The 24,283-nt window shown below is 70.6% G+C and carries 24 protein-coding genes; 8 read left to right on the top strand and 16 right to left on the bottom strand.

The window, feature by feature from the left end:
• Positions 1–49: 49 nt before the first annotated feature.
• The 8 genes from LIV37_RS37260 to LIV37_RS37225 all read right to left on the bottom strand — a co-directional run bounded on the left by LIV37_RS37260 (position 50) and on the right by LIV37_RS37225 (position 6,622).
• A complete protein-coding gene (locus tag LIV37_RS37260) occupies positions 50–385 on the bottom strand; it encodes a metal-sulfur cluster assembly factor (RefSeq protein ID WP_020872231.1) in 336 nt (111 codons plus the stop codon).
• On the bottom strand, positions 382–846 hold the full coding sequence (gene sufU / locus LIV37_RS37255; protein WP_020872230.1) for a Fe-S cluster assembly sulfur transfer protein SufU: 465 nt from the start codon (positions 844–846) through the stop codon (positions 382–384). The genes LIV37_RS37260 and sufU overlap by 4 nt, the downstream gene beginning before the upstream one ends.
• A gap of 11 nt (positions 847–857) precedes the next feature.
• On the bottom strand, positions 858–2,114 hold the full coding sequence (locus LIV37_RS37250) for a cysteine desulfurase (protein ID WP_020872229.1): 1,257 nt from the start codon (positions 2,112–2,114) through the stop codon (positions 858–860).
• Positions 2,111–2,875, bottom strand: a complete 765-nt coding sequence (gene sufC, locus LIV37_RS37245) for a Fe-S cluster assembly ATPase SufC (RefSeq protein ID WP_020872228.1) — start codon at positions 2,873–2,875, stop codon at positions 2,111–2,113. Before sufC ends, LIV37_RS37250 begins: the two co-directional genes overlap by 4 nt.
• Before the next feature lie 7 nt (positions 2,876–2,882).
• Entirely contained in the window at positions 2,883–3,206 is a 324-nt protein-coding gene (locus LIV37_RS37240; RefSeq protein WP_020872227.1) for a bifunctional 3-phenylpropionate/cinnamic acid dioxygenase ferredoxin subunit, read from the bottom strand.
• Positions 3,203–4,372 (bottom strand): Fe-S cluster assembly protein SufD, encoded by a 1,170-nt coding sequence (gene sufD, locus LIV37_RS37235; RefSeq protein WP_020872226.1) that lies wholly within the window; start codon positions 4,370–4,372, stop codon positions 3,203–3,205. The genes LIV37_RS37240 and sufD overlap by 4 nt, the downstream gene beginning before the upstream one ends.
• A gap of 91 nt (positions 4,373–4,463) precedes the next feature.
• Positions 4,464–5,885, bottom strand: coding sequence for a Fe-S cluster assembly protein SufB (sufB, locus tag LIV37_RS37230; RefSeq protein ID WP_020872225.1), 1,422 nt, complete (start codon positions 5,883–5,885; stop codon positions 4,464–4,466).
• On the bottom strand, positions 5,882–6,622 hold the full coding sequence (locus LIV37_RS37225; RefSeq protein WP_121825048.1) for a helix-turn-helix transcriptional regulator: 741 nt from the start codon (positions 6,620–6,622) through the stop codon (positions 5,882–5,884). The genes sufB and LIV37_RS37225 overlap by 4 nt, the downstream gene beginning before the upstream one ends.
• 255 nt (positions 6,623–6,877) lie before the next feature.
• On the opposite strand from LIV37_RS37225, the gene LIV37_RS37220 reads away from it, so the two are divergent.
• The 3 genes from LIV37_RS37220 (at position 6,878) to LIV37_RS37210 (ending at position 9,735) form a co-directional block, all read left to right on the top strand.
• Positions 6,878–7,804, top strand: a complete 927-nt coding sequence (locus LIV37_RS37220; protein WP_020872223.1) for an ABC transporter ATP-binding protein — start codon at positions 6,878–6,880, stop codon at positions 7,802–7,804.
• Complete coding sequence (locus tag LIV37_RS37215) at positions 7,801–8,574, top strand: ABC transporter permease (protein WP_020872222.1); 774 nt, start codon at positions 7,801–7,803, stop codon at positions 8,572–8,574. The genes LIV37_RS37220 and LIV37_RS37215 overlap by 4 nt, the downstream gene beginning before the upstream one ends.
• 168 nt (positions 8,575–8,742) lie before the next feature.
• On the top strand, positions 8,743–9,735 hold the full coding sequence (locus LIV37_RS37210; RefSeq protein WP_020872221.1) for a COX15/CtaA family protein: 993 nt from the start codon (positions 8,743–8,745) through the stop codon (positions 9,733–9,735).
• Here LIV37_RS37210 and LIV37_RS37205 read toward each other — a convergent pair.
• From LIV37_RS37205 to LIV37_RS37195, 3 genes are all read right to left on the bottom strand, one after another.
• Positions 9,705–10,841 carry a hypothetical protein gene (locus LIV37_RS37205; RefSeq protein ID WP_020872220.1) on the bottom strand — a complete coding sequence of 379 codons (1,137 nt, stop codon included), beginning with the start codon at positions 10,839–10,841 and terminating at the stop codon, positions 9,705–9,707. The two genes, LIV37_RS37210 and LIV37_RS37205, sit on opposite strands and share 31 nt — an antisense overlap.
• An 86-nt stretch (positions 10,842–10,927) precedes the next feature.
• Positions 10,928–11,362, bottom strand: a complete 435-nt coding sequence (locus LIV37_RS37200; protein ID WP_020872219.1) for a hypothetical protein — start codon at positions 11,360–11,362, stop codon at positions 10,928–10,930.
• 24 nt (positions 11,363–11,386) lie between these two features.
• Positions 11,387–12,337, bottom strand: a complete 951-nt coding sequence (locus tag LIV37_RS37195) for a heme o synthase (protein ID WP_121824062.1) — start codon at positions 12,335–12,337, stop codon at positions 11,387–11,389.
• Positions 12,338–12,720: 383 nt separating this feature from the next.
• On the opposite strand from LIV37_RS37195, the gene tkt reads away from it, so the two are divergent.
• Genes tkt through pgl form a run of 5 tightly spaced genes read left to right on the top strand, consistent with a single transcriptional unit; the run spans position 12,721 to position 19,431 of the window.
• A complete protein-coding gene (tkt, locus tag LIV37_RS37190) occupies positions 12,721–14,799 on the top strand; it encodes a transketolase (protein ID WP_020872217.1) in 2,079 nt (692 codons plus the stop codon).
• A 43-nt stretch (positions 14,800–14,842) separates the two neighbouring features.
• Complete coding sequence (gene tal, locus LIV37_RS37185) at positions 14,843–15,961, top strand: transaldolase (protein ID WP_020872216.1); 1,119 nt, start codon at positions 14,843–14,845, stop codon at positions 15,959–15,961.
• Between the two features lie 4 nt (positions 15,962–15,965).
• On the top strand, positions 15,966–17,489 hold the full coding sequence (gene zwf / locus LIV37_RS37180; protein WP_020872215.1) for a glucose-6-phosphate dehydrogenase: 1,524 nt from the start codon (positions 15,966–15,968) through the stop codon (positions 17,487–17,489).
• Positions 17,486–18,652 carry a glucose-6-phosphate dehydrogenase assembly protein OpcA gene (opcA, locus tag LIV37_RS37175; RefSeq protein ID WP_020872214.1) on the top strand — a complete coding sequence of 389 codons (1,167 nt, stop codon included), beginning with the start codon at positions 17,486–17,488 and terminating at the stop codon, positions 18,650–18,652. Before zwf ends, opcA begins: the two co-directional genes overlap by 4 nt.
• Positions 18,649–19,431 carry a 6-phosphogluconolactonase gene (gene pgl / locus LIV37_RS37170; protein ID WP_020872213.1) on the top strand — a complete coding sequence of 261 codons (783 nt, stop codon included), beginning with the start codon at positions 18,649–18,651 and terminating at the stop codon, positions 19,429–19,431. Before opcA ends, pgl begins: the two co-directional genes overlap by 4 nt.
• Positions 19,432–19,509: 78 nt before the next feature.
• On the opposite strand, the gene pgi is transcribed toward pgl, so the two are convergent.
• The 5 genes from pgi to tpiA form a co-directional block, all read right to left on the bottom strand.
• Complete coding sequence (gene pgi, locus LIV37_RS37165) at positions 19,510–21,162, bottom strand: glucose-6-phosphate isomerase (RefSeq protein ID WP_121825050.1); 1,653 nt, start codon at positions 21,160–21,162, stop codon at positions 19,510–19,512.
• Between the two features lie 50 nt (positions 21,163–21,212).
• The gene (locus LIV37_RS37160) at positions 21,213–22,451 is read right to left on the bottom strand and encodes an MFS transporter (protein WP_020872211.1); all 1,239 of its coding nucleotides are present in this window, start codon (positions 22,449–22,451) and stop codon (positions 21,213–21,215) included.
• 157 nt (positions 22,452–22,608) lie between these two features.
• On the bottom strand, positions 22,609–22,944 hold the full coding sequence (locus tag LIV37_RS37155; protein ID WP_009718803.1) for an RNA polymerase-binding protein RbpA: 336 nt from the start codon (positions 22,942–22,944) through the stop codon (positions 22,609–22,611).
• Positions 22,945–23,163: 219 nt separating this feature from the next.
• Positions 23,164–23,391: a preprotein translocase subunit SecG gene (secG, locus tag LIV37_RS37150; RefSeq protein ID WP_014059875.1), complete on the bottom strand. Its 228-nt coding sequence runs from the start codon at positions 23,389–23,391 to the stop codon at positions 23,164–23,166.
• Between the two features lie 113 nt (positions 23,392–23,504).
• Complete coding sequence (gene tpiA, locus LIV37_RS37145; protein ID WP_121824063.1) at positions 23,505–24,281, bottom strand: triose-phosphate isomerase; 777 nt, start codon at positions 24,279–24,281, stop codon at positions 23,505–23,507.
• Positions 24,282–24,283 lie beyond the last annotated feature (2 nt).

The following is a 24,283-nucleotide window of genomic DNA, read 5'->3' as shown; positions in this document are numbered from 1 at the left end:
CCCCCGCGCCGAAGCGCGGGGGCCGCTCGAAAAGCCCTGGGGGGAGCTGTCAGACGTTGAAGCCGAGCGCCCGCAGCTGCTCACGCCCATCGTCGGTGATCTTGTCCGGGCCCCACGGCGGCATCCAGACCCAGTTGATCCGCAGCTCGTTCACGATGCCGTCGGTCGCGGACTTGGCCTGGTCCTCGATGACATCGGTCAGCGGACAGGCCGCCGAGGTGAGCGTCATGTCGATGGTGGCGATATTGCCGTCGTCGACATGGATGCCGTAGACCAGACCGAGGTTGACCACGTCGATGCCCAGCTCGGGGTCCACGACGTCGTACAGGGCCTCGCGGACCTCTTCCTCGCTGGCGGGCTTGGTGGTGGTGGCGTTCTCAGTCATGCGGTCTTCCCTCCGGCGGTCTCGCCCAGTGCCTGCGCCGTGGCGTCCTTCCAGGCCATCCAGCTCAGCAGGGCGCATTTCACCCGGGCCGGGTACTTGGAGACACCGGCGAACGCGATCGCGTCCTCCAGCACCTCCTCCATGGCGTCGTCCGGCTCGGCCTTGCCCTTGGACTGCATCAGCTCCAGGAAGGTCTCCTGGATTCTGCGGGCCTCGGCCAGCTCCTTGCCCACCAGCAGCTCGTTGAGCACCGAGGCGCTGGCCTGGCTGATGGAACAGCCCTGGCCCTCGTAGCTCACGTCCTTGATGGTGTCGCCGTCAAGCCGCACCCGGAGCGTGATCTCGTCACCGCAGGTGGGATTGACATGGTGTACCTCTGCGTCGCCGTTCCTCAGCCCCCGGCCGTGGGGGTTCTTGTAGTGGTCCAGGATGACGTCCTGGTACATCGAATCCAGCTTCACGCGGCACGCCCCTACCCGAAGAAGTTCCGTACGTGCTCCAGGCCCTCCACCAAGGCGTCGACCTCGGCCGGCGTGGAGTACAGATAGAACGACGCTCGGGTGGTCGCCGGAATTCCGTAGCGCAGGCATACGGGGCGGGCGCAGTGGTGGCCCACCCGGACCGCGATCCCCTGCTCGTCCAGCACCTGGCCCACATCGTGGGGGTGGATGTCGCCGAGCGTGAAGGAGATCGTGGCACCGCGCTCCTCGGCCGTGGTGGGGCCGATGATGCGCAGGTCCGGGACCTCCAGGAGCCTGCCGACCGCGTAGTGCGTGAGGGCGTGCTCATGGCGGGCGATGTTGTCCATGCCGATCGAGGTGAGGTAGTCCACGGCCGCGCCGAGGCCGACGGCCTGGGCGATCGGGGGCGTACCGGCCTCGAACTTGTGCGGCGCCGGGGCGTAGGTGGACGAGTGCATGGAGACGGTCTCGATCATCTCGCCGCCGCCGAGGAACGGAGGCAGGTCCTCCAGCAGCTCCTGGCGGCCCCACAGCACCCCGATACCGGTCGGACCGCACATCTTGTGGCCGGTGAAGGCCACGAAGTCGGCCTGGAGCGCCTGCACGTCCAGCAGCATGTGCGGGGCGGCCTGGGAGGCGTCGATCACCACGAGGGCGCCGACGTCCTGGGCGCGGCGGACGATCGCCTCGACCGGGTTGACCGTACCGAGGATGTTGGAGACCAGCACGAACGAGACGACCTTGGTCTTCTCGGTGATGATCTGCTCTATCTCCGACAGGTCGAGGCGGCCGTCCTCGGTGAGGCCGAACCACTTCAGCTTCGCGCCGGTGCGCTGCGAGAGCAGCTGCCACGGAACGATGTTGGAGTGGTGCTCCATCTCGGTGATGACGATCTCGGTGTCCTGGTCCACCCGGTAGGGCTCATCGGCCCAGCCGAGCATGTTGGCGACCAGGTTGAGGGACTCCGACGCGTTCTTGGTGAAGATCACCTCGTCGCGGCTGGGAGCGTTGATGAAGGCGGCGACCTTGTCGCGGGCGCCCTCGTACAGCGCCGTGGCCTCCTCCGCGAGCACATGGACGCCCCGGTGCACATTGGCGTTGGAGCGCTCGTAGTAGTCGTTCAGCACGTCCAGCACCTGGCGCGGCTTCTGCGAGGTCGCCGCGTTGTCCAGGTAGACGAGCCGCTGGCCGTCGTGGACGACCCGGTCCAGGATCGGGAAGTCCTTACGGATCGCCTCGGTGTCGAGGAGGCCCGGCAACTGTGTCACTCGGACGCGCCTCCCTTCACGTACTCCTCGTAGCCCTCTTCTTCCAGCTTGTCGGCGAGCTCGGGACCGCCGGACTCGGCGATCCGGCCCGCCGCGAAGACGTGGACGTGGTCGGGCTTGATGTACCGCAGGATGCGGGTGTAGTGGGTGATCAGCAGGGTGCCCACCTGGCCGGCCTCGCGGACCCGGTTGACGCCCTCGGAGACCACCCGCAGCGCGTCCACGTCGAGGCCGGAGTCGGTCTCGTCGAGGATCGCGATGGCCGGCTTCAGCAGCTCCAGCTGGAGGATCTCGTGGCGCTTCTTCTCACCGCCGGAGAAGCCCTCGTTCACATTCCGCTCGGCGAAGGAGGGGTCGATGTGGAGGCGCTCCATGGCCTCCTTGACCTCCTTCACCCAGGTGCGCAGCTTGGGCGCCTCGCCGCGGATCGCGGTCGCGGAGGTACGCAGGAAGTTGGAGACCGAGACGCCGGGGACCTCGACCGGGTACTGCATGGCGAGGAAGACACCGGCGCGGGCGCGCTCGTCGACGGACATCGCGAGCACGTCCTCGCCGTCCAGCGTCACGGTGCCGCCGGTGACCGTGTACTTCGGGTGACCGGCGAGCGAGTAGGCCAGGGTGGACTTGCCGGAGCCGTTGGGGCCCATGATGGCGTGCGTCTCGCCCTGCTTCACGGTCAGGTCGACACCGCGCAGGATCTCGCGGGGGCCGCCCTCGGCGTCGACGGAAACGTGCAGGTCGTTGATCTCAAGCGTGGCCATGGGTGCCTCAGGACTCCTGGGTGACGGAGACGAGCACATCGTCCCCTTCGATCTTTACGGGGTACACGGGGATCGGGCGCGTCGCGGGGAGGCCGGACGGCTTTCCGGTGCGCAGGTCGAAGCTGGAGCCGTGCAGCCAGCACTCGATCTGGCAGTCCTCCACCTCGCCCTCGGACAGCGAGACGTTCGCGTGCGAGCAGATGTCGTTGACCGCGAACACCTCGCCCTCGGTGCGCACCAGAGCGACCGGCACGCCCTCGAGCTCGACCCGCTTGGGGGTGTCTTCCTCGAGTTCGTCCAGCGCGCAGACGCGTACGAAGGTCGGGGTCATCCTACGGACGCCTCCAGCTCGGCCTCGATCTTGGCGATCAGCCGCTCCTCCAGCTCGGGGAGCCCGATCTGCTGGACGAGCTCGGCGAAGAAGCCGCGGACCACCAGCCGACGGGCCTCGTCGGCCGGGATGCCGCGCGCCATCAGGTAGAACAGCTGCTCGTCCTCGAAGCGACCGGTCGCGCTCGCGTGACCGGCGCCGACGATCTCACCGGTCTCGATCTCCAGGTTCGGCACCGAGTCGACGCGGGCGCCGTCGGTGAGGACCAGGTTGCGGTTGAGCTCGTAGGTGTCGGTGCCCTCCGCGGCGGCCCGGATCAGCACATCGCCGATCCACACCGCGTGCGCCTCCGCGCCCTGCAGCGCGCCCTTGTAGGCCACGTTGCTGCGGCAGTGCGGGGTGTCGTGGTCGATGAAGAGCCGGTGCTCCTGGTGCTGGCCGTTGTCGGTGAAGTACAGGCCGTAGAGCTCGGCCTCACCGCCCGGGGCGCCGTAGACGACCCGCGGGTGGAGCCGCACCAGGTCGCCGCCGAAGGTGACGACCACGGACTTGAAGGTGGCGTCCCGGCCGACCAGCGCGGTGTGCTGACCGGCGTGGACCGCGGTGTCGTCCCAGTCCTGGACCGAGACCACGGTGAGCTTGGCGCCGTCGCCGATCAGGTACTCCACATTGGCGGCGACCGTGGCGTCACCGGTGTGGTCGATGACCACGACCGCCTCGGCGAAGGCGCCGATCTCGATCACCTGGTGGCCGAAGGCGGTGCCGCCCTCGCCGTGCACGGCGATCCGCACCGGCTCGGTGAGCACCGTCTCCTTGGGCACCGAGACGACCGATGCCTTCTCGAAGGAGCTGTACGCCTGCGCCGCCACCCGGTCCACCGGCTTGCCGGCCTTCCCCAGGCGCGCGTCGTCACGGCCCACGGTCTCGACCGTGACGCCCGCGGGGGCGGTCACCTCGACCTTGACGCCGCCGTCGGCGACGGCCGTGCCGTCGTGGAGACCGCGCAGCCGCTCCAGGGGGGTGAACCGCCAGTCCTCCTCGCGGCCGTGGGGCACCGGGAAGTCGGCCACGTCGTACGACGCGGGCGCGCTCACCCGGGCATCGGTGGGCTGGCCCACCTGGATGACGCCGTCCGTGGTGGATCCGGCCGGGATGGTTTCAGCCATGGCTGTCGTACTGCTCTCTTTCTGCCTGATGGGCCTGAGTGGGGTGCCCGGGCGGAGGCTTCGGCCCCCGCCGGGCGGGGAGGGGGTGGCGTCAGCCGACCGCGCCCTCCATCTGCAGCTCGATCAGCCGGTTGAGCTCCAGCGCGTACTCCATGGGCAGCTCGCGCGCGATCGGCTCGACGAAGCCGCGCACGATCATCGCCATGGCCTCGTCCTCGGACAGTCCGCGGCTCATCAGGTAGAAGAGCTGGTCGTCGCTGACCTTGGAGACGGTCGCCTCATGGCCCATGGACACGTCGTCCTCGCGGACGTCCACATACGGGTAGGTGTCCGAGCGGGAGATCGTGTCGACGAGCAGGGCGTCGCACAGCACATTGGACTTGGAGCCCTCGGCGCCCTCGCCGATCTCGATCAGACCGCGGTAGGAGGTGCGGCCACCGCCGCGCGCCACCGACTTGGAGACGATGTTCGACGAGGTGCGGGGGGCCATGTGGACCATCTTGGCGCCGGCGTCCTGGTGCTGGCCCTCGCCCGCGAAGGCGATGGACAGGGTCTCGCCCTTGGCGTGCTCACCCATCAGGTAGACGGCGGGGTACTTCATGGTCACCTTGGAGCCGATGTTGCCGTCGACCCACTCCATGGTCGCGCCCTCGTAGGCCACGGCGCGCTTGGTGACCAGGTTGTAGACGTTGTTCGACCAGTTCTGGATGGTCGTGTAGCGGCAGCGGGCGCCCTTCTTGACGATGATCTCGACGACCGCGGAGTGCAGCGAGTCCGACTTGTAGATCGGCGCGGTGCAGCCCTCGACGTAGTGGACGTAGGCGTCCTCGTCGACGATGATCAGCGTCCGCTCGAACTGGCCCATGTTCTCGGTGTTGATGCGGAAGTACGCCTGCAGCGGGATCTCCACGTGCACGCCCTTCGGCACGTAGATGAACGAGCCGCCGGACCAGACCGCCGTGTTCAGCGAGGCGAACTTGTTGTCGCCCGCCGGGATCACGGTGCCGAAGTACTCCTTGAAGAGCTCCGGGTGCTCCTTGAGCGCGGTGTCGGTGTCCAGGAAGATGACGCCCTGCTCCTCCAGGTCCTCACGGATCTGGTGGTAGACGACCTCGGACTCGTACTGGGCCGCGACACCCGCGACGAGGCGCTGCTTCTCGGCCTCCGGGATGCCCAGCTTGTCGTACGTGTTCTTGATGTCCTCGGGCAGGTCCTCCCAGGAGGCGGCCTGCTGCTCGGTGGAGCGGACGAAGTACTTGATGTTGTCGAAGTCGATACCCGACAGGTCCGAGCCCCAGGTGGGCATGGGCTTCTTGCCGAAGAGCTTCAGGCCCTTGAGGCGGAGCTTGAGCATCCACTCCGGCTCGGACTTCTTCCCCGAGATGTCGCGTACGACCTCCTCGGAGAGGCCGCGCTTGGCCGAGGCGCCGGCCACGTCGGAGTCGGCCCAGCCGTACTCGTAGTTGCCCAGGCCCTCAAGCTCGGGGTGAGCGGTCTCCGTGGGGAGAGTCATGCGGGGTTCCTCCCGGCCGTGCTGGCAGATGCGGTGGTGGTCTTGGTGGTGCTGGTGTCGGCCTTCTCGACCTTGCCGGTCTTCGGAACGAACGTCGTGCACACCCCGTCGCCGTGGGCGATGGTGGCCAGACGCTGCACATGGGTTCCGAGCAGCTGGGAGAAGACCTCGGTCTCCGCCTCACACAGCTGCGGATATCGCTCGGCTGCGTGGGCGACCGGGCAGTGGTGCTGGCAGAGCTGTTCGCCGACCGGCGCGCTGCGCGCCGTAGCAGCGTACCCGTCCGCGGAGAGTGCTCCGGCGAGCGCTTCGGTGCGGCCGCCGGGGGCGGCGGCCTCGACGGCGCCGCGGTACTCCTCCGCCTGGGCGGCGAGCCTGGCGCGGGCGAACGCCGCGACCGCGGCACGCCCCGCCTCACCGCCTCCGGCGCTCTGCTCGATCCAGCGGAGAGCGTCGACGGCGAGCTTGTCGTAGGCCTGGTCGAAGGCGTCGCGACCGCAGTCGGTGAGCGCGAAGACCTTGGCCGGGCGGCCGCGCCCCCGCGCCCCGTACACCCTCTTCTCCCGGGGCTCGACGACGCCGTCGGCAACGAGGGTGTCCAGGTGGCGGCGGACGGCCGCCTGGGTCAGCTCCAGCCGCAGGGCGAGCTCCGCCGCGGTGGAGGGGCCGTGGTCGAGGATGGAGCGCGCCACCCGGTTGCGGGTGCCGTGCTGCTCTTCCGGCGCGGACGCGGGCATGCCGGACCGCGCGGCCGCTTCGGCCGCGCGTTCGTTCGGAGCCTCGCTCGCGTATTTCACAACACCATTGTTGCGTAATTCCCCGGCGATCCACAAGCGAGGAGATCGCCGGTTCCGGTGTGGTACGTCACTTAGGTCTGCCTAACTCCGAGACCGGGGCTCACCTGCGGCGACGCCTCCGGGCCCGGACAGCGGGCGCCACGGCTTCCGGCCCTGCCGCCCACGGACGGCCCCGGGATTCGTAGACTGCCGGGCATGCGAGAAGAGCCCGCGGTCGACATCGTCGGCCTGGTCAAGCGGTACGGCCCGAAGACCGCGGTCGACGGGCTCGATCTGTCCGTCGGCCGGGGCACCGTGACCGCCGTTCTGGGCCCCAACGGAGCCGGTAAGACCACCACCGTCGAGACCTGCGAGGGGTACCGCCGCCCCGACGCCGGGACGGTCCGGATATTCGGGCTCGACCCGGTCTCGGACGCCCCGGCGCTGCGCCCCCGGGTCGGGGTGATGCTCCAGTCCGGAGGCGTTTACTCCGGCGCGCGCGCAGAGGAGATGCTGCGCCACACCGCCTCCCTCCACGCGCATCCGGTGGAGGTGAATCTGCTGATCGAGCGGCTCGGTCTCGGCTCCTGCGGCCGGACCACCTACCGGCGGCTCTCCGGGGGCCAGCAGCAGCGGCTCGCGCTCGCCATGGCCGTCGTCGGCCGCCCCGAGCTGGTCTTCCTCGACGAGCCGACCGCCGGGCTCGACCCGCAGGCCCGCCGCGCCACCTGGGACCTCATCCGCGATCTGCGGGACGACGGGGTCACCGTGATGCTGACGACCCACTACATGGACGAGGCCGAGCAGCTCGCCGACGACGTGGCGATCATCGACGGCGGCAAGGTGATCGCCCGGGGCACCCCGGAGGAGCTGTGCCGGGGCGGCGCCGAGAACACCCTGCGCTTCATCGGCCGCCCCGCGCTCGACCTGGCCTCGCTGCTCAAGGCGCTGCCCGCCGACTCCACGGCCGCCGAGCTGACGTCCGGCTCGTACCGCGTCACCGGCAAGGTCAACCCCCAGATGCTGGCCACCGTCACCTCCTGGTGCGCGCAGAACGGGGTGATGCCGGACCGGATCTCGGTCGAGCGGCACACCCTCGAGGACGTCTTCCTGGAGCTCACCGGTAAGGAGCTGCGAGCGTGACCGCCACGGGCACTTTTCTCCCCAAGCCGGGGGCGGCCCCGCTGCCGCGGATGATCCGGGCGCAGGCCGCCCTGGAGACCCGGATGCTGCTGCGCAACGGCGAACAGCTGCTGCTGACCGTCGTCATCCCGTCCCTGGTGCTGGTGCTCTTCAGCACCGTCGACATCGTCGACACCGGCTCGGACGGCAGCACGGTGGACTTCCTGGCGCCCGGCGTGCTGGCGCTCGCCGTGCTGTCCACGGCGTTCACCGGACAGGCCATCGCCACCGGCTTCGAGCGGCGCTACGGCGTGCTCAAGCGGCTCGCCGTCTCACCGCTGCCGCGGTGGGGGCTGATGGCCGCCAAGACCTGCGCCGTGCTGGTCACCGAGGTGATGCAGATCGTGCTGCTGACCGCGATCGCGCTGGCGCTCGGCTGGTCGCCGCACGGCGACCCGCTCTCCGTGGCGCTGCTGCTGATCCTCGGCACCGCGGCGTTCTCCGGCCTCGGGCTGCTGATGGCGGGCACGCTGAAGGCCGAGGCGACGCTGGCCGCCGCCAATCTGGTCTTCCTGCTGCTGCTCGTGTCCGGGGGCGTCATCGTGTCGCTGGACAAGTTCCCGGGCGCCGTGCGGAGCGCGCTGGAGCTGCTGCCGATCTCGGCGCTCTCGGGCGGGCTGCGGGACGTCCTCCAGGACGGGGCCGGGATGCCGTGGCGGGATCTGGGAATCCTGGCGGTCTGGGCGGTGCTGGGGCTGGGCACGGCGGCCCGCTTCTTCCGCTGGGAGTAGCCCGGATCGCGCTGGAAGCAGCCCGGGTACCGCTGGAAGCAGCCGGGTACCGCTGGAAGCAGCCCGAGCGCCGCTGGAAGCAGCCCAAGCCGACCCTCGCGACCTGCGGCTTTACCGGAACACAACCCCTCGTGAAAAGCTGCACAAGCGGCGGCCTACGATGGGCGGGTGCCGAATTCGCTGAATCCCTTCGAGCTGATCGCCCGGCGCTGGCAGCCCTCCGCGCGGTTCGTGGAGCGGGCCGCGCTGGCCACCGTGGTGATGGCCGTGGTCATCGTGGTGACCGGGGGCGCGGTCCGGCTCACCCAGTCCGGCCTGGGCTGTGACACCTGGCCCAAGTGCACCCCGTCCAGCCTGACGCCCACCGCCGACATGGGCATCAACGGTGTCATCGAGTTCACCAACCGCATGCTGACGTACGTCCTGTGCGTCTTCGTCGGTGTGCTGATCATCGCCGCGCGGGCCCGCACGCCGGTGCGCCGCTCCCTCACCCGGCTGGGCTGGGCCCAGTTCTGGATCGTGATGGGCAACGCCGTCGTCGGCGGCATCGTGGTCCTCACCGGGCTCAACCCGTACATCGTCAGCTCGCACTTCCTACTGTCCTCCGCGCTCCTCACGGTCGCGATGGTGGTCTGGCAGCGGGCTCGCGAGGGTGACGGCGAGCCGCGCGACCTCATCGCCCGCCCGGCGCGCCAGCTGACCTGGCTGCTGGTGGGCGCGACCCTGGCGCTGATCCTGATCGGCACGGTGGTCACCGGCGCGGGCCCGCACGCCGGTGACGCCCGTGAGGTGCACCGCATCCCGCTGAACTGGCAGGAGATCACCCAGCTGCATGTGGACTTCGTCTACATCGTGCTGGGCCTCACCGTCGCCCTGTGGTTCACGCTGCGGGCCGTGAAGGCCCCCGCCGCCCAGCGCCGTACGGTCCTGGAGCTCCTCGTCGTGCTGCTCGCGCAGGGCGTGATCGGGTACGTGCAGTACTTCACCCATCTGCCCGAGGTCGTCGTCGGCATCCACATGCTCGGCTCCTGCCTGGTGTGGATCGCGGCGCTGCGGGTGCTGCTCGCCCAGCGCGAGCGCGCCGCGCTCCCGGCGGCCGTGCCCGCCCCCACCGGCGACCACGAGACCGTTCAGCCCGAACCGGCCGCGTCCAGCCGGTAGACCCGGCGCGCGGTTCCGGCCGCGACCAGCCCGGCGATCCGCTGGGCCTCGGCCCGGGTGCAGATCCCCTCGCCGACCCACTCCTCCGCCAGCCGGGCCATGGCCTGGCCGAACAGCCGGGACGCGGCCACATACAGCTCGGGCAGCGCCCGCGCGCCCGTCGAGAACAGCAGCTTGCCGAACGGCGCCTCGCCCAGGGTCTCCCCGGGCCGCGGCCCGGCGTCCGCGTAGACGTGCGGGAAGGCGGCGGCGAGCTGGGCCGCCCGCCGGTGGTGCGGCCGGTCCGGCAGCAGCACCAGATCGGTGCCGAAGCCGGCCGTGGCGCGCAGGAAGCCGATGAGCGACTGCGGATCGGCGCAGTGCAGCTGCACCGGAAGACCGGTCGCCACGGCGCTCCACAGCAGATGCTGGGCGAGCGCGGGGTCGGGGGCGCGGTTCCGGTCCGGACGGACGGTGAGCGCGAGCCAGCGGGCGGCGGCGCGCCGCACCTCGCGCGGGTCGGGCGGGATCTCGTCGCAGAAGGCGATCCCCATGGCGAAGGCGGTCGCGTGCTGGGCCGCCGCGTACAGCGCCTCCGCGGTGTTGCCGATGAAGGCGTCAACCGTGCCGGAGGTGTCGGCGACCTGCTCGGCCAGCGGCTCCAGCCGGACCACCTCGAGGACCGTGCCGTCGGCGGCCGCGGCCAGTTCATCGGGGCCGCTGAGATCGTCCCGGGCGCCGGACTCCAGCAGAAAGGTGCCGATGCCCGCGCCGCGCAGCAGCAGCCGCGCGGCGCGGTACGCGCCCAGCTCACGGCGGCGGGCCAGATAGCTGACCGGCGCGCAGTGGGGCTCCATGCCCAGCAGCGGAGGGCACCAGCGGCGCACCGCGAGGCCGGTCCAGCTGTCGAAGAAGGTGGTGCCGGCCGGGGCCGCGCCGGACCCGGCGGCCGCCGCCAGATGGGTTTCGAACGAGCCCACTCCGAGCTCGCCGTCGACCGTGCCGTGGCTGTGCTGGTCGACCAGCGGCGGCAGGGTGATCGGCCCCGCCGCCTGGCCCGGCCCGTCGCGGGGGACCGGGCCGGTCGGCGGGCCCACGGTGTCCGGGGAGTCCGTCGCCTCGTGCATCGCCGCCCGCCTCCTCGCCCTCCGGCATCGACGGGCTTAACGGACGGAAGGGGCACGAGGTGTCGCCGGACCCGTTCTCAGGTGTTCTACGAGGCGGCTGCCGGAGGGTTGCCGGGTCCGCCGAGCTGGATGCCCGCCATGCGCGTCCACTCGTACGGACCGGTGCGGACCTTGGCGGCGAGCTCGCCGCCGAAGTCGTCCTGGAGGGTCAGCCCGGCGATCTCGGCGGCACGCCGCGCGCTGTCCTGGGAGGGGGCCACGAGGACACCCCATTCGCCGTCGGCGCCGACGAGGGCGATCCGGACGGTGCCGCGCCCGATGTGGGCGAGCTGCCCCTCGGCGCCGCCGTGGCTCCCGGCGAAGGCCGTGATCTGGCGGGCGAGCCGCTCGGCCCGCTTCTCGTCCTTGGACGGCTTGGACGGCTTGGACAGCTCGGACGGCTTCGAGGATGCTTCCGGCGCGGAGGGCTGGGCGGCCGACTCGCCGCTCTCGGGTGTCTCCGGCTGGGTGGTGTCTGCCATACAGCCGATGCTACCCGCCGGTAATCACCGCAGGAAAGGGTCCACGGCCACGGCCACGAACAGCAGCGACACATAGGTGATCGACCAGTGGAACAGCCGCATCTCCTTGAGCTTCGCGCCCGTGATCCCGGCCCTGGCGCGCGCCTGGAGACCGTGCGCCTCCTTGAGCCAGAACCCGCCGAGCACGGCCGCGACGGCCGGGTAGAACCAGCCGGTGTAGCCCAGCGGCCACAGCAGCAGCGAGACGCCGACCATGGCCCAGCTGTAGAGGACGATCTGGCGCGCGACCGCCTTGTTGCCCGCGATCACCGGCAGCATCGGCACGCTGGCCCGCTCGTAGTCGTCCTTGACCTTCATCGACAGCGGCCAGTAGTGCGGCGGCGTCCAGAAGAAGATGACGAGGAAGAGGATGACGGCGGCCCAGGAGACCTCGTCGGTCACCGAGGACCAGCCGATGAGCACGGGCATGCAGCCCGCGATGCCGCCCCAGACGATGTTCTGCGAGGTGCGGCGCTTGAGCAACATCGTGTAGACGACGACGTAGAAGACCAGCGCACCGAGCGACAGCATCGCGGACAGCGGGTTGACCAGCGCCCAGAACCAGGCCGTCGACCCCGCCGCGAGCGCGAAGGCGAAGACGAGGCATTCCCGCGGTGAGACCATGCCGGTCACCAGCGGGCGCCGCGCGGTGCGCTCCATCAGCGCGTCGATGTCCCGGTCGTAATACATGTTGAACGCGGCGGCGCCACCGGCCGACAGGTAACCGCCGACGCAGGTGGCCACCACCAGCCACAGGTCCGGGACGCCCTGGGCGGCCAGGAACATGACCGGCACCGTCGTCATCAGCAGCAGTTCGATGACACGCGGCTTCGTCAGCGCCACGAACGCCTTGACACGGGCCCCGAACGGCCGGTGACCGGAGCTCGTTTCGCTCGTCTCGAGCACCCCCGCAGGACGGGATTCGACGGCCGTCACGCACACCCCTGGTGAAAGCAAGAACAAGCAAGCACCGGACATGAAGAGCCGGTAAAGACTTGCGCGTACCACGCCACTCTAGACGTAGCGGATGCGCCGCCCCGCGCCGGGGTCCCTCGTGTTGTAGAGGCGCGGCAAGGCGCCCGTAAGGCGGCCACGCCCGGCGGACGACGGGCTCGGCAGGGCCCGGAACGGTGCCTTCCATAGGGCTCGGGACGCCCTTCGGACGGGCCCCGGAGGGAATGCGGCAACCTCGGAATTCGTTCCTTATCCCGTTGGGCGGAACTCGAAAAGATGACCGTTGTTCCAGGGGTAGGCTCGACATCGCCGGTGTACATACGGTCACCGGATTTCGACATTGTGGAGAGGAGCCCTGACTCAGGGTGAGCACCAAGCCGACTACCACAGACCTCGAGTGGACCGATCTGGACCAGCGAGCCGTCGACACGGCCCGGGTCCTGGCCATGGACTCCGTACAGAAGGTCGGTAACGGCCACCCTGGCACGGCCATGAGTCTCGCGCCCGCCGCGTACCTGCTCTTCCAGAAGCTGATGCGGCACGACCCCTCCGACGCGGGCTGGGCGGGCCGGGACCGCTTCGTCCTCTCCCCCGGGCACACCAGCCTGACCCTCTACGTCCAGCTGTACCTGGCGGGCTTCGGTCTTGAGCTCGAGGATCTGCGGTCGTTCCGCACCTGGGGCAGCAAGACCCCGGGCCACCCCGAGTTCGGCCACACCACCGGTGTCGAGACCACCACCGGCCCGCTGGGCCAGGGCATCGCCAACGCGGTGGGCATGGCGATGGCCGCCCGCTACGAGCGCGGCCTGTTCGACCCGGAGGCGCCCGAGGGCGCCTCACCGTTCGACCACACCATCTGGGCGATCGTCTCCGACGGCGACCTGGAGGAGGGCATCTCCGCCGAGGCGTCCTCGCTGGCCGGCCACCAGAAGCTCGGCAACATCGTCGCCCTGTACGACGACAACCACATCTCGATCGAGGGCGACACCGCGACCGCGCTCTCCGAGGACGTGCTGAAGCGCTACGAGGCGTACGGCTGGCACGTCCAGCGCATCGAGCAGGCCGAGAGCGGCGACTTCGACATCCACGCGCTGCACGCGGCGCTCAAGGCGGCGCAGGCCGAGACCGAGCGCCCCTCGATCATCGCGGCCCGTACGATCATCGCCTGGCCCGCCCCGAACGCGCAGAACACCGAGGCGTCCCACGGCTCGGCGCTGGGCGCCGACGAGGTCGCGGCCACCAAGCGCGTCCTCGGCTTCGACCCCGAGCAGCACTTCGCGGTCGACACCGAGGTCATCAACCACACCCGCGCCCTGGTCGAGCGCGGCCGCGAGGCGCACGCCGCCTGGGACAAGAAGCTCCAGGAGTGGCGGAACACCAACTCCGGGCGGGCCGCCCTGTTCGACCGGATCACCGCGGGCGAGCTGCCCGAGGGCTGGGAGAGCGCGCTGCCGGTCTTCGAGCCGGGCAAGGACGTCGCCACCCGTAAGGCCTCCGGCCAGGCGCTCAAGGCGCTCGCCGGGGTGCTCCCCGAGCTGTGGGGCGGCTCCGCCGACCTCGCCGGCTCCAACAACACCACGATCGACGCGTCCTCGTCCTTCCTCCCGAAGGGCAACCCGCTGCCGGAGGCCGACCCGTACGGCCGCACGATCCACTTCGGCATCCGCGAGCACGCCATGGGCTCGACCATGAACGGCATCGCGCTGCACGGCAACACCCGTGTCTACGGCGGTACCTTCCTGGTCTTCTCCGACTACATGCGCCCGGCCGTCCGGCTCGCCGCGCTGATGAAGCTGCCGGTCACCTACGTGTGGACGCACGACTCCATCGGCCTCGGCGAGGACGGCCCGACCCACCAGCCGGTGGAGCACCTGTCCGCGCTGCGCGCCATCCCGGGCCTGAACGTGGTCCGCCCGGCCGACGCCAACGAGACGGCCATCGCCTGGCGGGAGATCACCCGCCGCCACACCGCGAACCCGGCTCCGCACGGCCTGGCCCTGACCCGGCAGAACGTGCCGACCTACGAGGCCGACGAGAACGCCGCCAAGGGCGGCTACGTCCTCTTCGAGGCCGAGGGCGGCGAGCCGCGGGTCATCCTCATCGGCACCGGTTCCGAGGTGCAGCTGGCCGTGGAGGCGCGCGAGCAGCTCCAGGCCGCCGGGATTCCCACCCGTGTTGTGTCGATGCCCTCGGTCGAGTGGTTCGAGGAGCAGGACAAGGGGTACCGGGAGACAGTGCTGCCGCCGTCCGTCAAGGCTCGGGTGGCCGTCGAGGCGGGTATCGGCCTGACCTGGTACCGCTACGTCGGCGAGGCCGGCCGCATCGTCTCGCTGGAGCACTTCGGCGCCTCGGCCGACTACAAGGTGCTCTTCCGGGAGTTCGGCCTCACCGCCGAGGCCGTGGTCACCGCCGCCCGCGAGTCCCTCGACGCCGCCGGGCGCTGACCCCACAGACGACGTAAGTGCGACGAGTAGGAGAACACACCCCATGACAGACGCACTCAAGCGGCTGGCCGACGAAGGCGTCGCGATCTGGCTCGACGACCTCTCCCGCAAGAGGATCACCTCCGGCAATCTGGCCGAGCTGATCGACCAGCAGCATGTCGTAGGCGTCACCACCAACCCGTCGATCTTCCAGAAGGCGATCTCCGGCGGCGACGGCTACCAGCAGCAGGTCGCCGACCTCGCGGTCCGCCGGGTCACCGTCGAGGAAGCCGTCCGCATGATCACCACGGCGGACGTCCGCGACGCGGCCGACATCCTCCGGCCGGTGTACGACGCGACGGGCGGCCAGGACGGCCGGGTCTCCATCGAGGTGGACCCGCGCCTGGCCCACAACACGGCCGCCACCATCGCCGAGGCCAAGCAGCTGGCCTGGCTGGTGGACCGGCCCAACACCTTCATCAAGATCCCGGCGACCGAGGCGGGGCTGCCCGCGATCACCGAGGTGATCGGCCTGGGCATCAGCGTCAATGTCACGCTGATCTTCTCCCTGGAGCGGTACCGCGCGGTCATGGACGCCTTCCTGGCCGGTCTGGAGAAGGCCAAGGCCGCGGGTCTCGACCTGCAGAAGATCCACTCGGTGGCGTCCTTCTTCGTCTCCCGCGTGGACACCGAGATCGACAAGCGCATCGACAAGCTCGGCACCGACGAGGCCAAGGCGCTGCGCGGCAAGGCCGCCGTCGCCAACGCCCGTCTCGCGTACCAGGCGTACGAGGAGGTTTTCAGCTCCGACCGCTGGGACGTCCTGGACCGGGGACACGCCAACAAGCAGCGTCCGCTGTGGGCCTCGACCGGCGTCAAGGACCCGGCGTACAAGGACACCATGTACGTGGTGGACCTGGTCGCCCCCGGCACCGTCAACACCATGCCGGAGGCCACCCTGGAGGCGGTCGCCGACCACGGCGAGATCCGCGGTGACGCCGTGCGCGGCACGTACGAGCAGGCCAAGGCCGACCTCGACGCGCTCGCCGGGATCGGGATCTCCTACGACGACGTCGTCCAGGTGCTGGAGGACGAGGGCGTCGAGAAGTTCGCGTCCTCGTGGAACGACCTGCTGAAGTCCACCGAGGCGGAGCTCAAGCGCCTCGCACCCTCGGAGGCGTGAGAACGTGAGCAGCAGCAATCCGCTGCGTGACCCACGAGACCGGCGGCTCCCGCGCATCGCGGGGCCGTCCGGCCTCGTGATCTTCGGCGTCACGGGCGACCTGTCCCGTAAGAAGCTGATGCCGGCCATCTACGACCTGGCCAACCGCGGGCTGCTGCCCCCGGGCTTCTCCCTCGTCGGCTTCGCCCGCCGCGACTGGGAGAACGAGGACTTCGCCCAGGTCGTGCACGACGCGGTCAAGGAGCACGCGCGGACCCCGTTCCGCGAGGAGGTCTGGCAGCAGCTGGCCGAGGGGTTCCGCTTCGTCCCCGGCGTGTTCGACGACGACGAGGCGTTCGTCAAGCTGCGGGCGACCATAGAGGAGCTCGACAAGGCACGCGGCACCGGCGGCAACTTCGCCTTCTATCTGTCGGTCCCGCCCAAGTTCTTCCCCACCGTCGTCCAGCAGCTCAAGAAGCACGGGCTGTCGCACGGGCAGGGCGACTCCTGGCGGCGCGCGGTCATCGAGAAGCCCTTCGGCCACGACCTGAAGAGCGCCCAGGATCTCAACCAGGTCGTCCACGAGGTCTTCCGGCCCAGCGACGTCTTCCGGATCGACCACTACCTGGGCAAGGAGACGGTCCAGAACATCCTGGCGCTGCGCTTCGCCAACACGATGTTCGAGCCGATCTGGAACCGGTCGTACGTCGACCACGTGCAGATCACCATGGCCGAGGACATCGGCATCGGCGGGCGCGCGGGCTACTACGACGGCATCGGCGCGGCCCGCGACGTCATCCAGAACCACCTGCTGCAGCTGCTCGCGCTGACCGCCATGGAGGAGCCCGCCTCCTTCGACGCGTCCTCCCTGGTCACCGAGAAGCTGAAGGCGCTCAGGGCGGTCAAACTGCCCAAGGAGCTGGGCGAGCACACGGTGCGCGCCCAGTACGCCCCCGGCTGGCAGGGCGGCGAGGAGGTGCACGGCTACCTCGAGGAGGAGGGCATCGACCCCCACTCGAAGACCGACACCTACGCCGCGATCAAGCTGGAGATCGACAACCGCCGCTGGGCGGGTGTCCCCTTCTACCTGCGCACCGGCAAGCGGCTGGGGCGGCGGGTCACCGAGATCGCGGTGGTCTTCCAGCGCGCCCCGCACTCCCCCTTCGACGCCACCGACACCCAGGAGCTCGGGCAGAACGCCCTGGTCATCCGGGTGCAGCCGGACGAGGGCGTCACCATCCGGTTCGGCTCCAAGGTGCCCGGCACCTCCATGGAGATCCGGGACGTGACGATGGACTTCCAGTACGGCGAGTCCTTCACCGAGTCCAGCCCCGAGGCGTACGAGCGGCTGCTGCTGGACGTCCTGCTCGGCGAGGCGAACCTCTTCCCCCGCCATGAGGAGGTCGAGCAGTCCTGGCGGATCCTGGACCCGATCGAGGAGTACTGGGACCAGCACGGCAGGCCCGAGCAGTACACCTCCGGGACCTGGGGGCCGAAAGCCGCGGACGAGATGCTCGCACGAGACGGACGGAGCTGGCGGCGGCCATGAACATCGATCTCACGGACACCACGTCCAGCCGGATCAACTCCGCTCTGGTCCAGGCACGCCGGGCCACCGGTACCCCGGCCGTGGGCATGGTGCTCACCCTCGTCATCGTCACCGACGAGGGCAACCACTACGACGCGCTGCGGGCGGCGAGCGAGGCGTCCAAGGAGCACCCCTCGCGCACCCTGGTCGTCATCAAGCGTCCTGGCCGGTCGCCGCGCGACCGCAAGATGGCCCGGATGGACGCCGAGGTGCGGGTCGGCGGCGAGACCGGCACCGGCGAGACGGTACTGCTGCGGCTGCACGGCGAACTCGCCAACCACGCCTACTCGGTGGTCCTGCCGCTGCTGCTGCCGGACGCCCCGGTGGTGGTGTGGTGGCCGGAGGACGCCCCGGAGCACCCCGCCGAGGACCTGCTCGGGCAGCTGGCCCAGCGCCGGATCACCGACGCCCAGGCCACCGAGGACCCGGTGGCGTCCCTGGGGCTGCGGGCCGCCACCTACACGCCGGGCGACACCGATCTGGCGTGGACCCGGATCACCCCGTGGCGCAGCGTCCTGGCCGCGGCCCTGGACCAGCGGCACTCCCCGATCACCTCCGCGGTCGTCGAGGGCGAGGCGTACAACCCGAGCAGCGAACTGCTCGCGCTGTGGCTCGCCCAGCGGCTGGGGGTCCCGGTGGACCGGCAGATCTCGGAGGGCCCCGGGCTGACCGCGGTGCGGCTGGAGACGGCCGACGGCGTGATCTGCCTGGACCGGGCGAACGGCTCGCTGGCCGAGCTGGCCATGCCGGGCCAGCCCGACCGGCATGTGGCGCTGCAGCGGCGTGAGATGTCGGAGCTGATCGCCGAGGAGCTGCGCCGGCTGGACCCCGACGAGAGCTACGAGTCGTCGGTGAAGTTCGGCGTCAGCAAGCTGGGCAAGGGCGGCGTGGGGACGCTGGAGCGGGACGCCAAGGCCGCCCCGGCGACCCAGGTGGTGCCGCCCGGAGCTGACCTGCCGCCGCTGCCGACCCGGGACCCGGAGACGCCGTCGGAGCACGCTCCGGGCTCGCCGAAGAACCCGCCGCAGGCACCGGCGCAGCCGCCGGTTCCCAAGCCCCACCCCCCGAAGTCCCAGGAGCAGAAGTCCCAGGAGCAGAAGGCGGACGGGAAGGCGGACACATGACCGCACCACAGGTGGTCGTCCACCGCGACAAGGAGCTGATGGCCCAGGCCGCGGCGGCCCGGCTGATCACGAAGATCGTGGACGCCCAGGCCGCCCGTGGCTCGGCCTCGGTCGTCCTGACCGGCGGGCGCAACGGCAACGGCCTGCTGGCCGCGCTCGGCGCCTCCCCGGCGCGCGACGCGGTCGACTGGTCGCGGCTGGACCTGTGGTGGGGCGATGAGCGATTCCTGCCCGACGGCCACGCGGACCGCAATGTCACACAGGCCCGCGAGGCGCTGCTGGACGCGGTGGAGCTGGACCCGGCGCGGGTGCACCCGATGCCCGCGTCCGACGGGCCCCACGGCGGCGATGTGGACGCGGCGGCCGAGGCGTACGCGGCCGAGCTGGCCCGGGCCGCGCGGCCGGAGAACCACGGCGCGGTGCCGTCGTTCGACGTGCTGCTGCTCGGCGTCGGCCCGGACACCCATGTGGCCTCGCTCTTCCCCGAGCTGCCCGCCGTCCGGGAGACCGAGCGGATGGTGGTCGGGGTGCGCGGCGCGCCCAAGCCGCCGCCGGTACGGATCTCGCTGACCCTGCCCGCGATCCGCGCGGCACGGGAGGTGTGGCTGCTGGCGGCCGGTGAGGACAAGGCGAAGGCGGTCACGATAGCGCTGTCGGGCGCCGGGGAGCTGCAGGCTCCGGCGGCGGGCGCGCGCGGCCGCCGCCGGACGCTGTGGCTGCTGGACCGGGCCGCGGCGGCGGGGCTGCCGCGCGAGCTGTACCCCCCGGCCTCGCCGTAACCCTCGTATCGCACAGAGAACGATCCCCCTGGCGCCTGGAAGCGCCCGGGGGATCGTTCTCTGTGTGCGTCGAGGACCTCAGCGGCCGCGCAGCGAGCGGTAGGTGGCGACCAGGTGCTCGGTGGAGGCGTCCAGACCGGGCACTTCGGCGCCCTCGGTCAGGGCGGGCTCGACGCGCTTGGCGAGCACCTTGCCCAGCTCCACTCCCCACTGGTCGAAGGAGTCGATGTTCCACACCGCGCCCTGGACGAAGACCTTGTGCTCATAGAGGGCGACCAGCTGGCCCAGCACCGACGGGGTCAGCTCATGGGCGAGGATCGTGGTGGTGGGGCGGTTGCCGTCGAAGGTCTTGTGCGGCACCAGCTCCTCGGGCACTCCCTCGGCGGCGACCTCCTCGGCGGTCTTGCCGAAGGCCAGCGCCTGGCCCTGGGCGAAGAGGTTGGCCATCAGCAGGTCGTGATGGGACTCCAGGCCGGGCGGCAGGTCCTTCACCGGCCGCGCGAAGCCGATCAGATCGGCCGGGACCAGCTTGGTGCCCTGGTGGAGCAGCTGGTAGTAGGCGTGCTGGCCGTTGGTGCCGGGGGTGCCCCAGACGATGGGGCCGGTCTGCCAGCCGACGCGGTTGCCGTCCCGGTCCACATGCTTGCCGTTGGACTCCATGTCCAGCTGCTGCAGATAGTCGGTGAACCGCGACAGGTAGTGGCTGTAGGGCAGGACGGCATGCGCCTGGGCGCCGTGGAAGTTGTCGTACCAGATGCCCAGCAGGCCCATCAGCAGCGGGACGTTCCGCTCCGGCGGGGCGGTGGAGAAGTGCTCGTCGACCAGGTGGAAACCGGCCAGCATCTCGCGGAAGCAGTCCGGGCCGATGGCGACCATCAGGGAGAGGCCGATGGCCGAGTCGTAGGAGTAGCGCCCGCCGACCCAGTCCCAGAACCCGAACATGTTGTCCGTGTCGATGCCGAACTCGGCGACCTTCTCGGCGTTGGTCGACACCGCCACGAAGTGCTTGGCGACGGCCTCCTGACCGGCCCGGAGCCCGGTCAGCAGCCAGTCGCGGGCGGAGACGGCGTTGGTCAGGGTCTCGATGGTGGTGAAGGTCTTGGAGGCGACGATGAACAGCGTCTCGGCGGGGTCCAGGTCGCGCACCGCCTCGTGCAGATCCGCGCCGTCCACATTGGAGACGAACCGGAACGTCATCGAGCGGTCGCTGTAGGAGCGCAGCGCCTCGTACGCCATCTTCGGGCCCAGATCGGAGCCGCCGATGCCGATGTTGACGACGTTTTTGATCCGCTTGCCGGTGTGGCCGGTCCAGTCGCCGGACCTGACGCGGTCGGCGAAGACGGCCATCTTGGCGAGCACGGCGTGCACTTCGCCGACGACGTCCTGCCCGTCCGCCTTGATCTCCGCGGAGTGCGGTGCGCGCAGCGCGATGTGCAGCACCGAGCGGTCCTCTGTGGTGTTGATCCGCTCGCCGCGGAACATGGCGTCGCGCAGCTCGGCCACCTTGGTGGCGCTCGCCAGCTCGCGCAGCAGCCGCAGGGTCTCGTCGGTCACCAGGTGCTTGGAGTAGTCGACGTGGAGATCGCCGACCTGAAGGGTGAGACGGCTCCCGCGCTCCGGGTCGCCCGCGAACAGGTCGCGCAGATGGGCGTCGCCCAGCTCCTTGCGGTGTGCGGCCAGCGCGTGCCATTCCGGCAGCTGGTCCAGCCTGGTGCGGCCTTCCATGTTCATCTCGGACATCAGCCCACTTCTCGTCGGTACCTGGCCCCCGTGCCACCAACCTAATTGATGACGGACCACATTCCCGGAACGAGGGCCGCCACCCCGCAGACGAAGAGCGCGGCGGCCCCCAGCGCCGGGGTGTTGAGCCCCCACGCCTGGGCCATCACCCCGCCCAGCAGCGCGCCGAGCGGGGTGCCCGCGATCGACAGGGTGCGGAAGGCGGAGCTCACCCGCCCGAGTGCCCCGTCGGGGCTGCGCTGCTGCATCATCGTCACCTCGGTGACGTTCCAGACGATCCCCGCGAAGCCGAAGAGGCCCATGGCGGCGACCGCGACCGGCAGGCTCCGTATCGCCCCGAGGGCGGTCAGGGCACCGATCTGCGCGGTGCCGCACACCACGAGGGCGCGGGCGCGGCCGAGCTTCTCGGTGAGCCGGGCGGCCACCAGGCCCCCGGCCACGCTGCCGATCCCGTAGACCGTGATGACGGCCGCGTAGCCGGTGTTCCCGGCGTCCAGCCAGCCGGTGATGTGCAGCACCAGGGTGGCGATGAGCGCGCCGATGCCTATGTTGCACAGCGTGGTGGAGGCGCACAGCGCCCGCAGCGTGCGGTCCCGCCACAGCACGGCCAGGCCCTCGGCGATATCGCGCCGCAGCGACCCGCCCGGCGGGCGCGGGGCCCGCTCGGGGGGTGCCGCCCGCAGCGAGGCGACCAGCGCGGCGGCGGCGAGGTAGGTGACCGCGTCCGCCGCGTACGGCATCGCGGCGCCGAGGCCGAGCAGCACCGGCACCAGCGGGGCGCCCACGAACCGGCCCATGACCTCCTGCCCGGTCATCAGCCGCGCGTTGGCCCGGCCCAGTGCCCGCTGCCCCACCACGGACGGCAGCAGCGCCGTGGCCGCGTTGTCGAACAGGGTCTGGAGGGTGGTGAGGGCGAAGGCGAGGGCGAGCAGCAGCCCGATGCTGGCCCGGTCCAGCCACACCGCGACGGCGAACCCCGCCATCAGGACGGCCCGCACGCCGTCCACCGCCCACATCGCCCGCCGCTGGTCCACCCGGTCCGCGATCGCCCCGCCGATCAGCCCGAACAGCAGCCAGGGCAGAAAGCCGCAGGCGGTCACGAGCGAGACCAGCACCGGCGAATCGGTCAGCGAGACGGCCAGCAACGGCAGCGCCGCGCCCCGCAGGGCGTCCCCGAACCGGGAGACGACCGCGGCGGCCCACAGCCGGCCGAACCCCCCGCGCCACCCGGGCGCCGCCGGTTTCCCGGCACCCAGCTCACCGGCGTCCACCGCGGCCATGACGATCCCCCCTGCGTCCCATGAACCGGCCCCACCGGCGGGACGGCTCCCCCGGTGATCCAGCACCCCATGACCGTAGCCCGCACCACTGACAACGGCCCGGCCGCGCACCCCTCACAGGAGGTGCCCGGCCGGGCCGTCGTACCGCGTTGTGTGTCTAGATCTCGCCCCGGAGCTTGGCGAGTGCCTCGGCGAGGATCGCCTCGCCGTCGGCGTCGCTGCGCCGCTCCCGTACGTACGCCAGATGCGTCTTGTACGGCTCGGTGCGCGGCGGGTCCGGCGGGTTGTCCCGGTCCTTGCCGGCCGGGAAGCCGCAGCGGGGGCAGTCCCACGTGTCAGGGATCTGCGCGTCGCTGGCGAAGCTCGGCACGGTCTCATGCCCGTTCGAGCACCAGAAGGAGATGCGCAGGCGCGGCGCCGATTCGCCTCGCTCGGCTTCTCCCATCGGCCCCGCCCCGACCCGACTTCCACGGATCGCGTTGCCACTTGCCACGGTCGTAACTCCCTGCGTGATGGTGCCGCGAAGCCTCGATTGGCAGCTTCGCCGCCCGGCGCCCCAGTCTACGTAAGGCCCAACGCGCGTCCAGTGAGAGGAGTTACACCCGTCACGGAGGACGCCATGCCATCATAGGCCGCATATGGGCCCCGCTGACGACGGTACGTCAGTTATCGGGCGTCAGCCGGGCCCCGGACGGGCCCCGCCGGCGGACCCTCAGTCGAGCTTCATCAGCAGCCCGAGCACGACGATGCAGACGAACCACAGCAGCCCGACCACCACGGTGATGCGGTCCAGGTTGCGCTCGGCGACCGAGGAGCCGCCCACCGAGGACTGCATGCCGCCACCGAACATGTCGGACAGGCCGCCGCCCTTCCCCTTGTGCATGAGCACCAACATCATCAGCAGCAGGCTGAAGATGATGAGGGCGATCGAGAACCCCATGATCACAGCTGGACCAACCTTCTCGGGCTTGTACGGACGTCGGGGGCCGGACGGTGCGATTTCCACCGCCCCGGCCCCCGACAGGGTACGACGACGCGCGCGCTAGGGCCTACTCACTGGTCGCGGAAACGAACGATCTTGACGAATTCGTCCGCGTCCAGCGAGGCACCGCCGATCAGGGCGCCGTCCACATCCGGCTTGGCCATGATCGCGGCGACGTTCCCGGACTTCACCGAGCCGCCGTACTGGATCCTGACCTTGTCGGCGCCCTCCTGGCCGTAGAGCTCGGCGAGCCGGCCGCGGATGGCCCCGCAGACCTCCTGGGCGTCCTCGGGGGTCGCGACCTCGCCGGTGCCGATCGCCCAGACCGGCTCGTAGGCGATCACGATCGTCTCGGCCTGCTCGGCCGGGACGTCCTTCAGGCCCCCGTCCACCTGGGCGAGGGTGTGCGCGACCTGGTTGCCCGCCTTACGGACGTCGAGGCCCTCGCCGACGCACAGGATCGGGGTGAGGTCGTTGCGGAAGGCCGCCTTGACCTTGGCGTTGCACAGCTCGTCGGTCTCGTCGTGGTACTGGCGCCGCTCCGAGTGCCCGACGACGGCGTAGGCGCACCTGAGCTTGGCCAGCATCGGGCCGGAGATCTCGCCGGTGTAGGCGCCGGAGTCATGCGCCGAGATGTCCTGGGCGCCGTACTTGATCTTCAGCTTGTCGCCGTCGACCAGGGTCTGCACGGACCGCAGATCGATGAAGGGCGGCAGCACCGCGACCTCCACGGCCTCGTAGTCCTTGTCGGCGAGCCCGAAGGCGAGCTTCTGGACGTGGGCGATGGCCTCGAGGTGGTTGAGGTTCATCTTCCAGTTGCCCGCCATCAGCGGAATGCGGTCACTCACGG

The organism is Streptomyces rapamycinicus NRRL 5491 (assembly GCF_024298965.1).
GTDB classification, from domain to species: domain Bacteria; phylum Actinomycetota; class Actinomycetes; order Streptomycetales; family Streptomycetaceae; genus Streptomyces; species Streptomyces rapamycinicus.
This window is presented reverse-complemented; position numbering and strand designations above follow the sequence as displayed.

Coding starts and splice junctions, on each gene's coding strand:
- tal (WP_020872216.1), top strand. CDS start 14,843: ATGACAGACGCACTCAAGCGGCTGGCCGACGAAGGCGTCGCGATCTGG.
- LIV37_RS37220 (WP_020872223.1), top strand. CDS start 6,878: ATGCGAGAAGAGCCCGCGGTCGACATCGTCGGCCTGGTCAAGCGGTAC.
- opcA (WP_020872214.1), top strand. CDS start 17,486: ATGAACATCGATCTCACGGACACCACGTCCAGCCGGATCAACTCCGCT.
- LIV37_RS37225 (WP_121825048.1), bottom strand. CDS start 6,622: ATGCCCGCGTCCGCGCCGGAAGAGCAGCACGGCACCCGCAACCGGGTG.
- pgi (WP_121825050.1), bottom strand. CDS start 21,162: ATGAACATGGAAGGCCGCACCAGGCTGGACCAGCTGCCGGAATGGCAC.
- sufC (WP_020872228.1), bottom strand. CDS start 2,875: ATGGCCACGCTTGAGATCAACGACCTGCACGTTTCCGTCGACGCCGAG.
- LIV37_RS37260 (WP_020872231.1), bottom strand. CDS start 385: ATGACTGAGAACGCCACCACCACCAAGCCCGCCAGCGAGGAAGAGGTC.
- sufB (WP_020872225.1), bottom strand. CDS start 5,885: ATGACTCTCCCCACGGAGACCGCTCACCCCGAGCTTGAGGGCCTGGGC.
- LIV37_RS37240 (WP_020872227.1), bottom strand. CDS start 3,206: ATGACCCCGACCTTCGTACGCGTCTGCGCGCTGGACGAACTCGAGGAA.
- LIV37_RS37205 (WP_020872220.1), bottom strand. CDS start 10,841: ATGCACGAGGCGACGGACTCCCCGGACACCGTGGGCCCGCCGACCGGC.
- LIV37_RS37200 (WP_020872219.1), bottom strand. CDS start 11,362: ATGGCAGACACCACCCAGCCGGAGACACCCGAGAGCGGCGAGTCGGCC.
- secG (WP_014059875.1), bottom strand. CDS start 23,391: ATGGGGTTCTCGATCGCCCTCATCATCTTCAGCCTGCTGCTGATGATG.
- pgl (WP_020872213.1), top strand. CDS start 18,649: ATGACCGCACCACAGGTGGTCGTCCACCGCGACAAGGAGCTGATGGCC.
- LIV37_RS37160 (WP_020872211.1), bottom strand. CDS start 22,451: ATGGCCGCGGTGGACGCCGGTGAGCTGGGTGCCGGGAAACCGGCGGCG.
- sufD (WP_020872226.1), bottom strand. CDS start 4,372: ATGGCTGAAACCATCCCGGCCGGATCCACCACGGACGGCGTCATCCAG.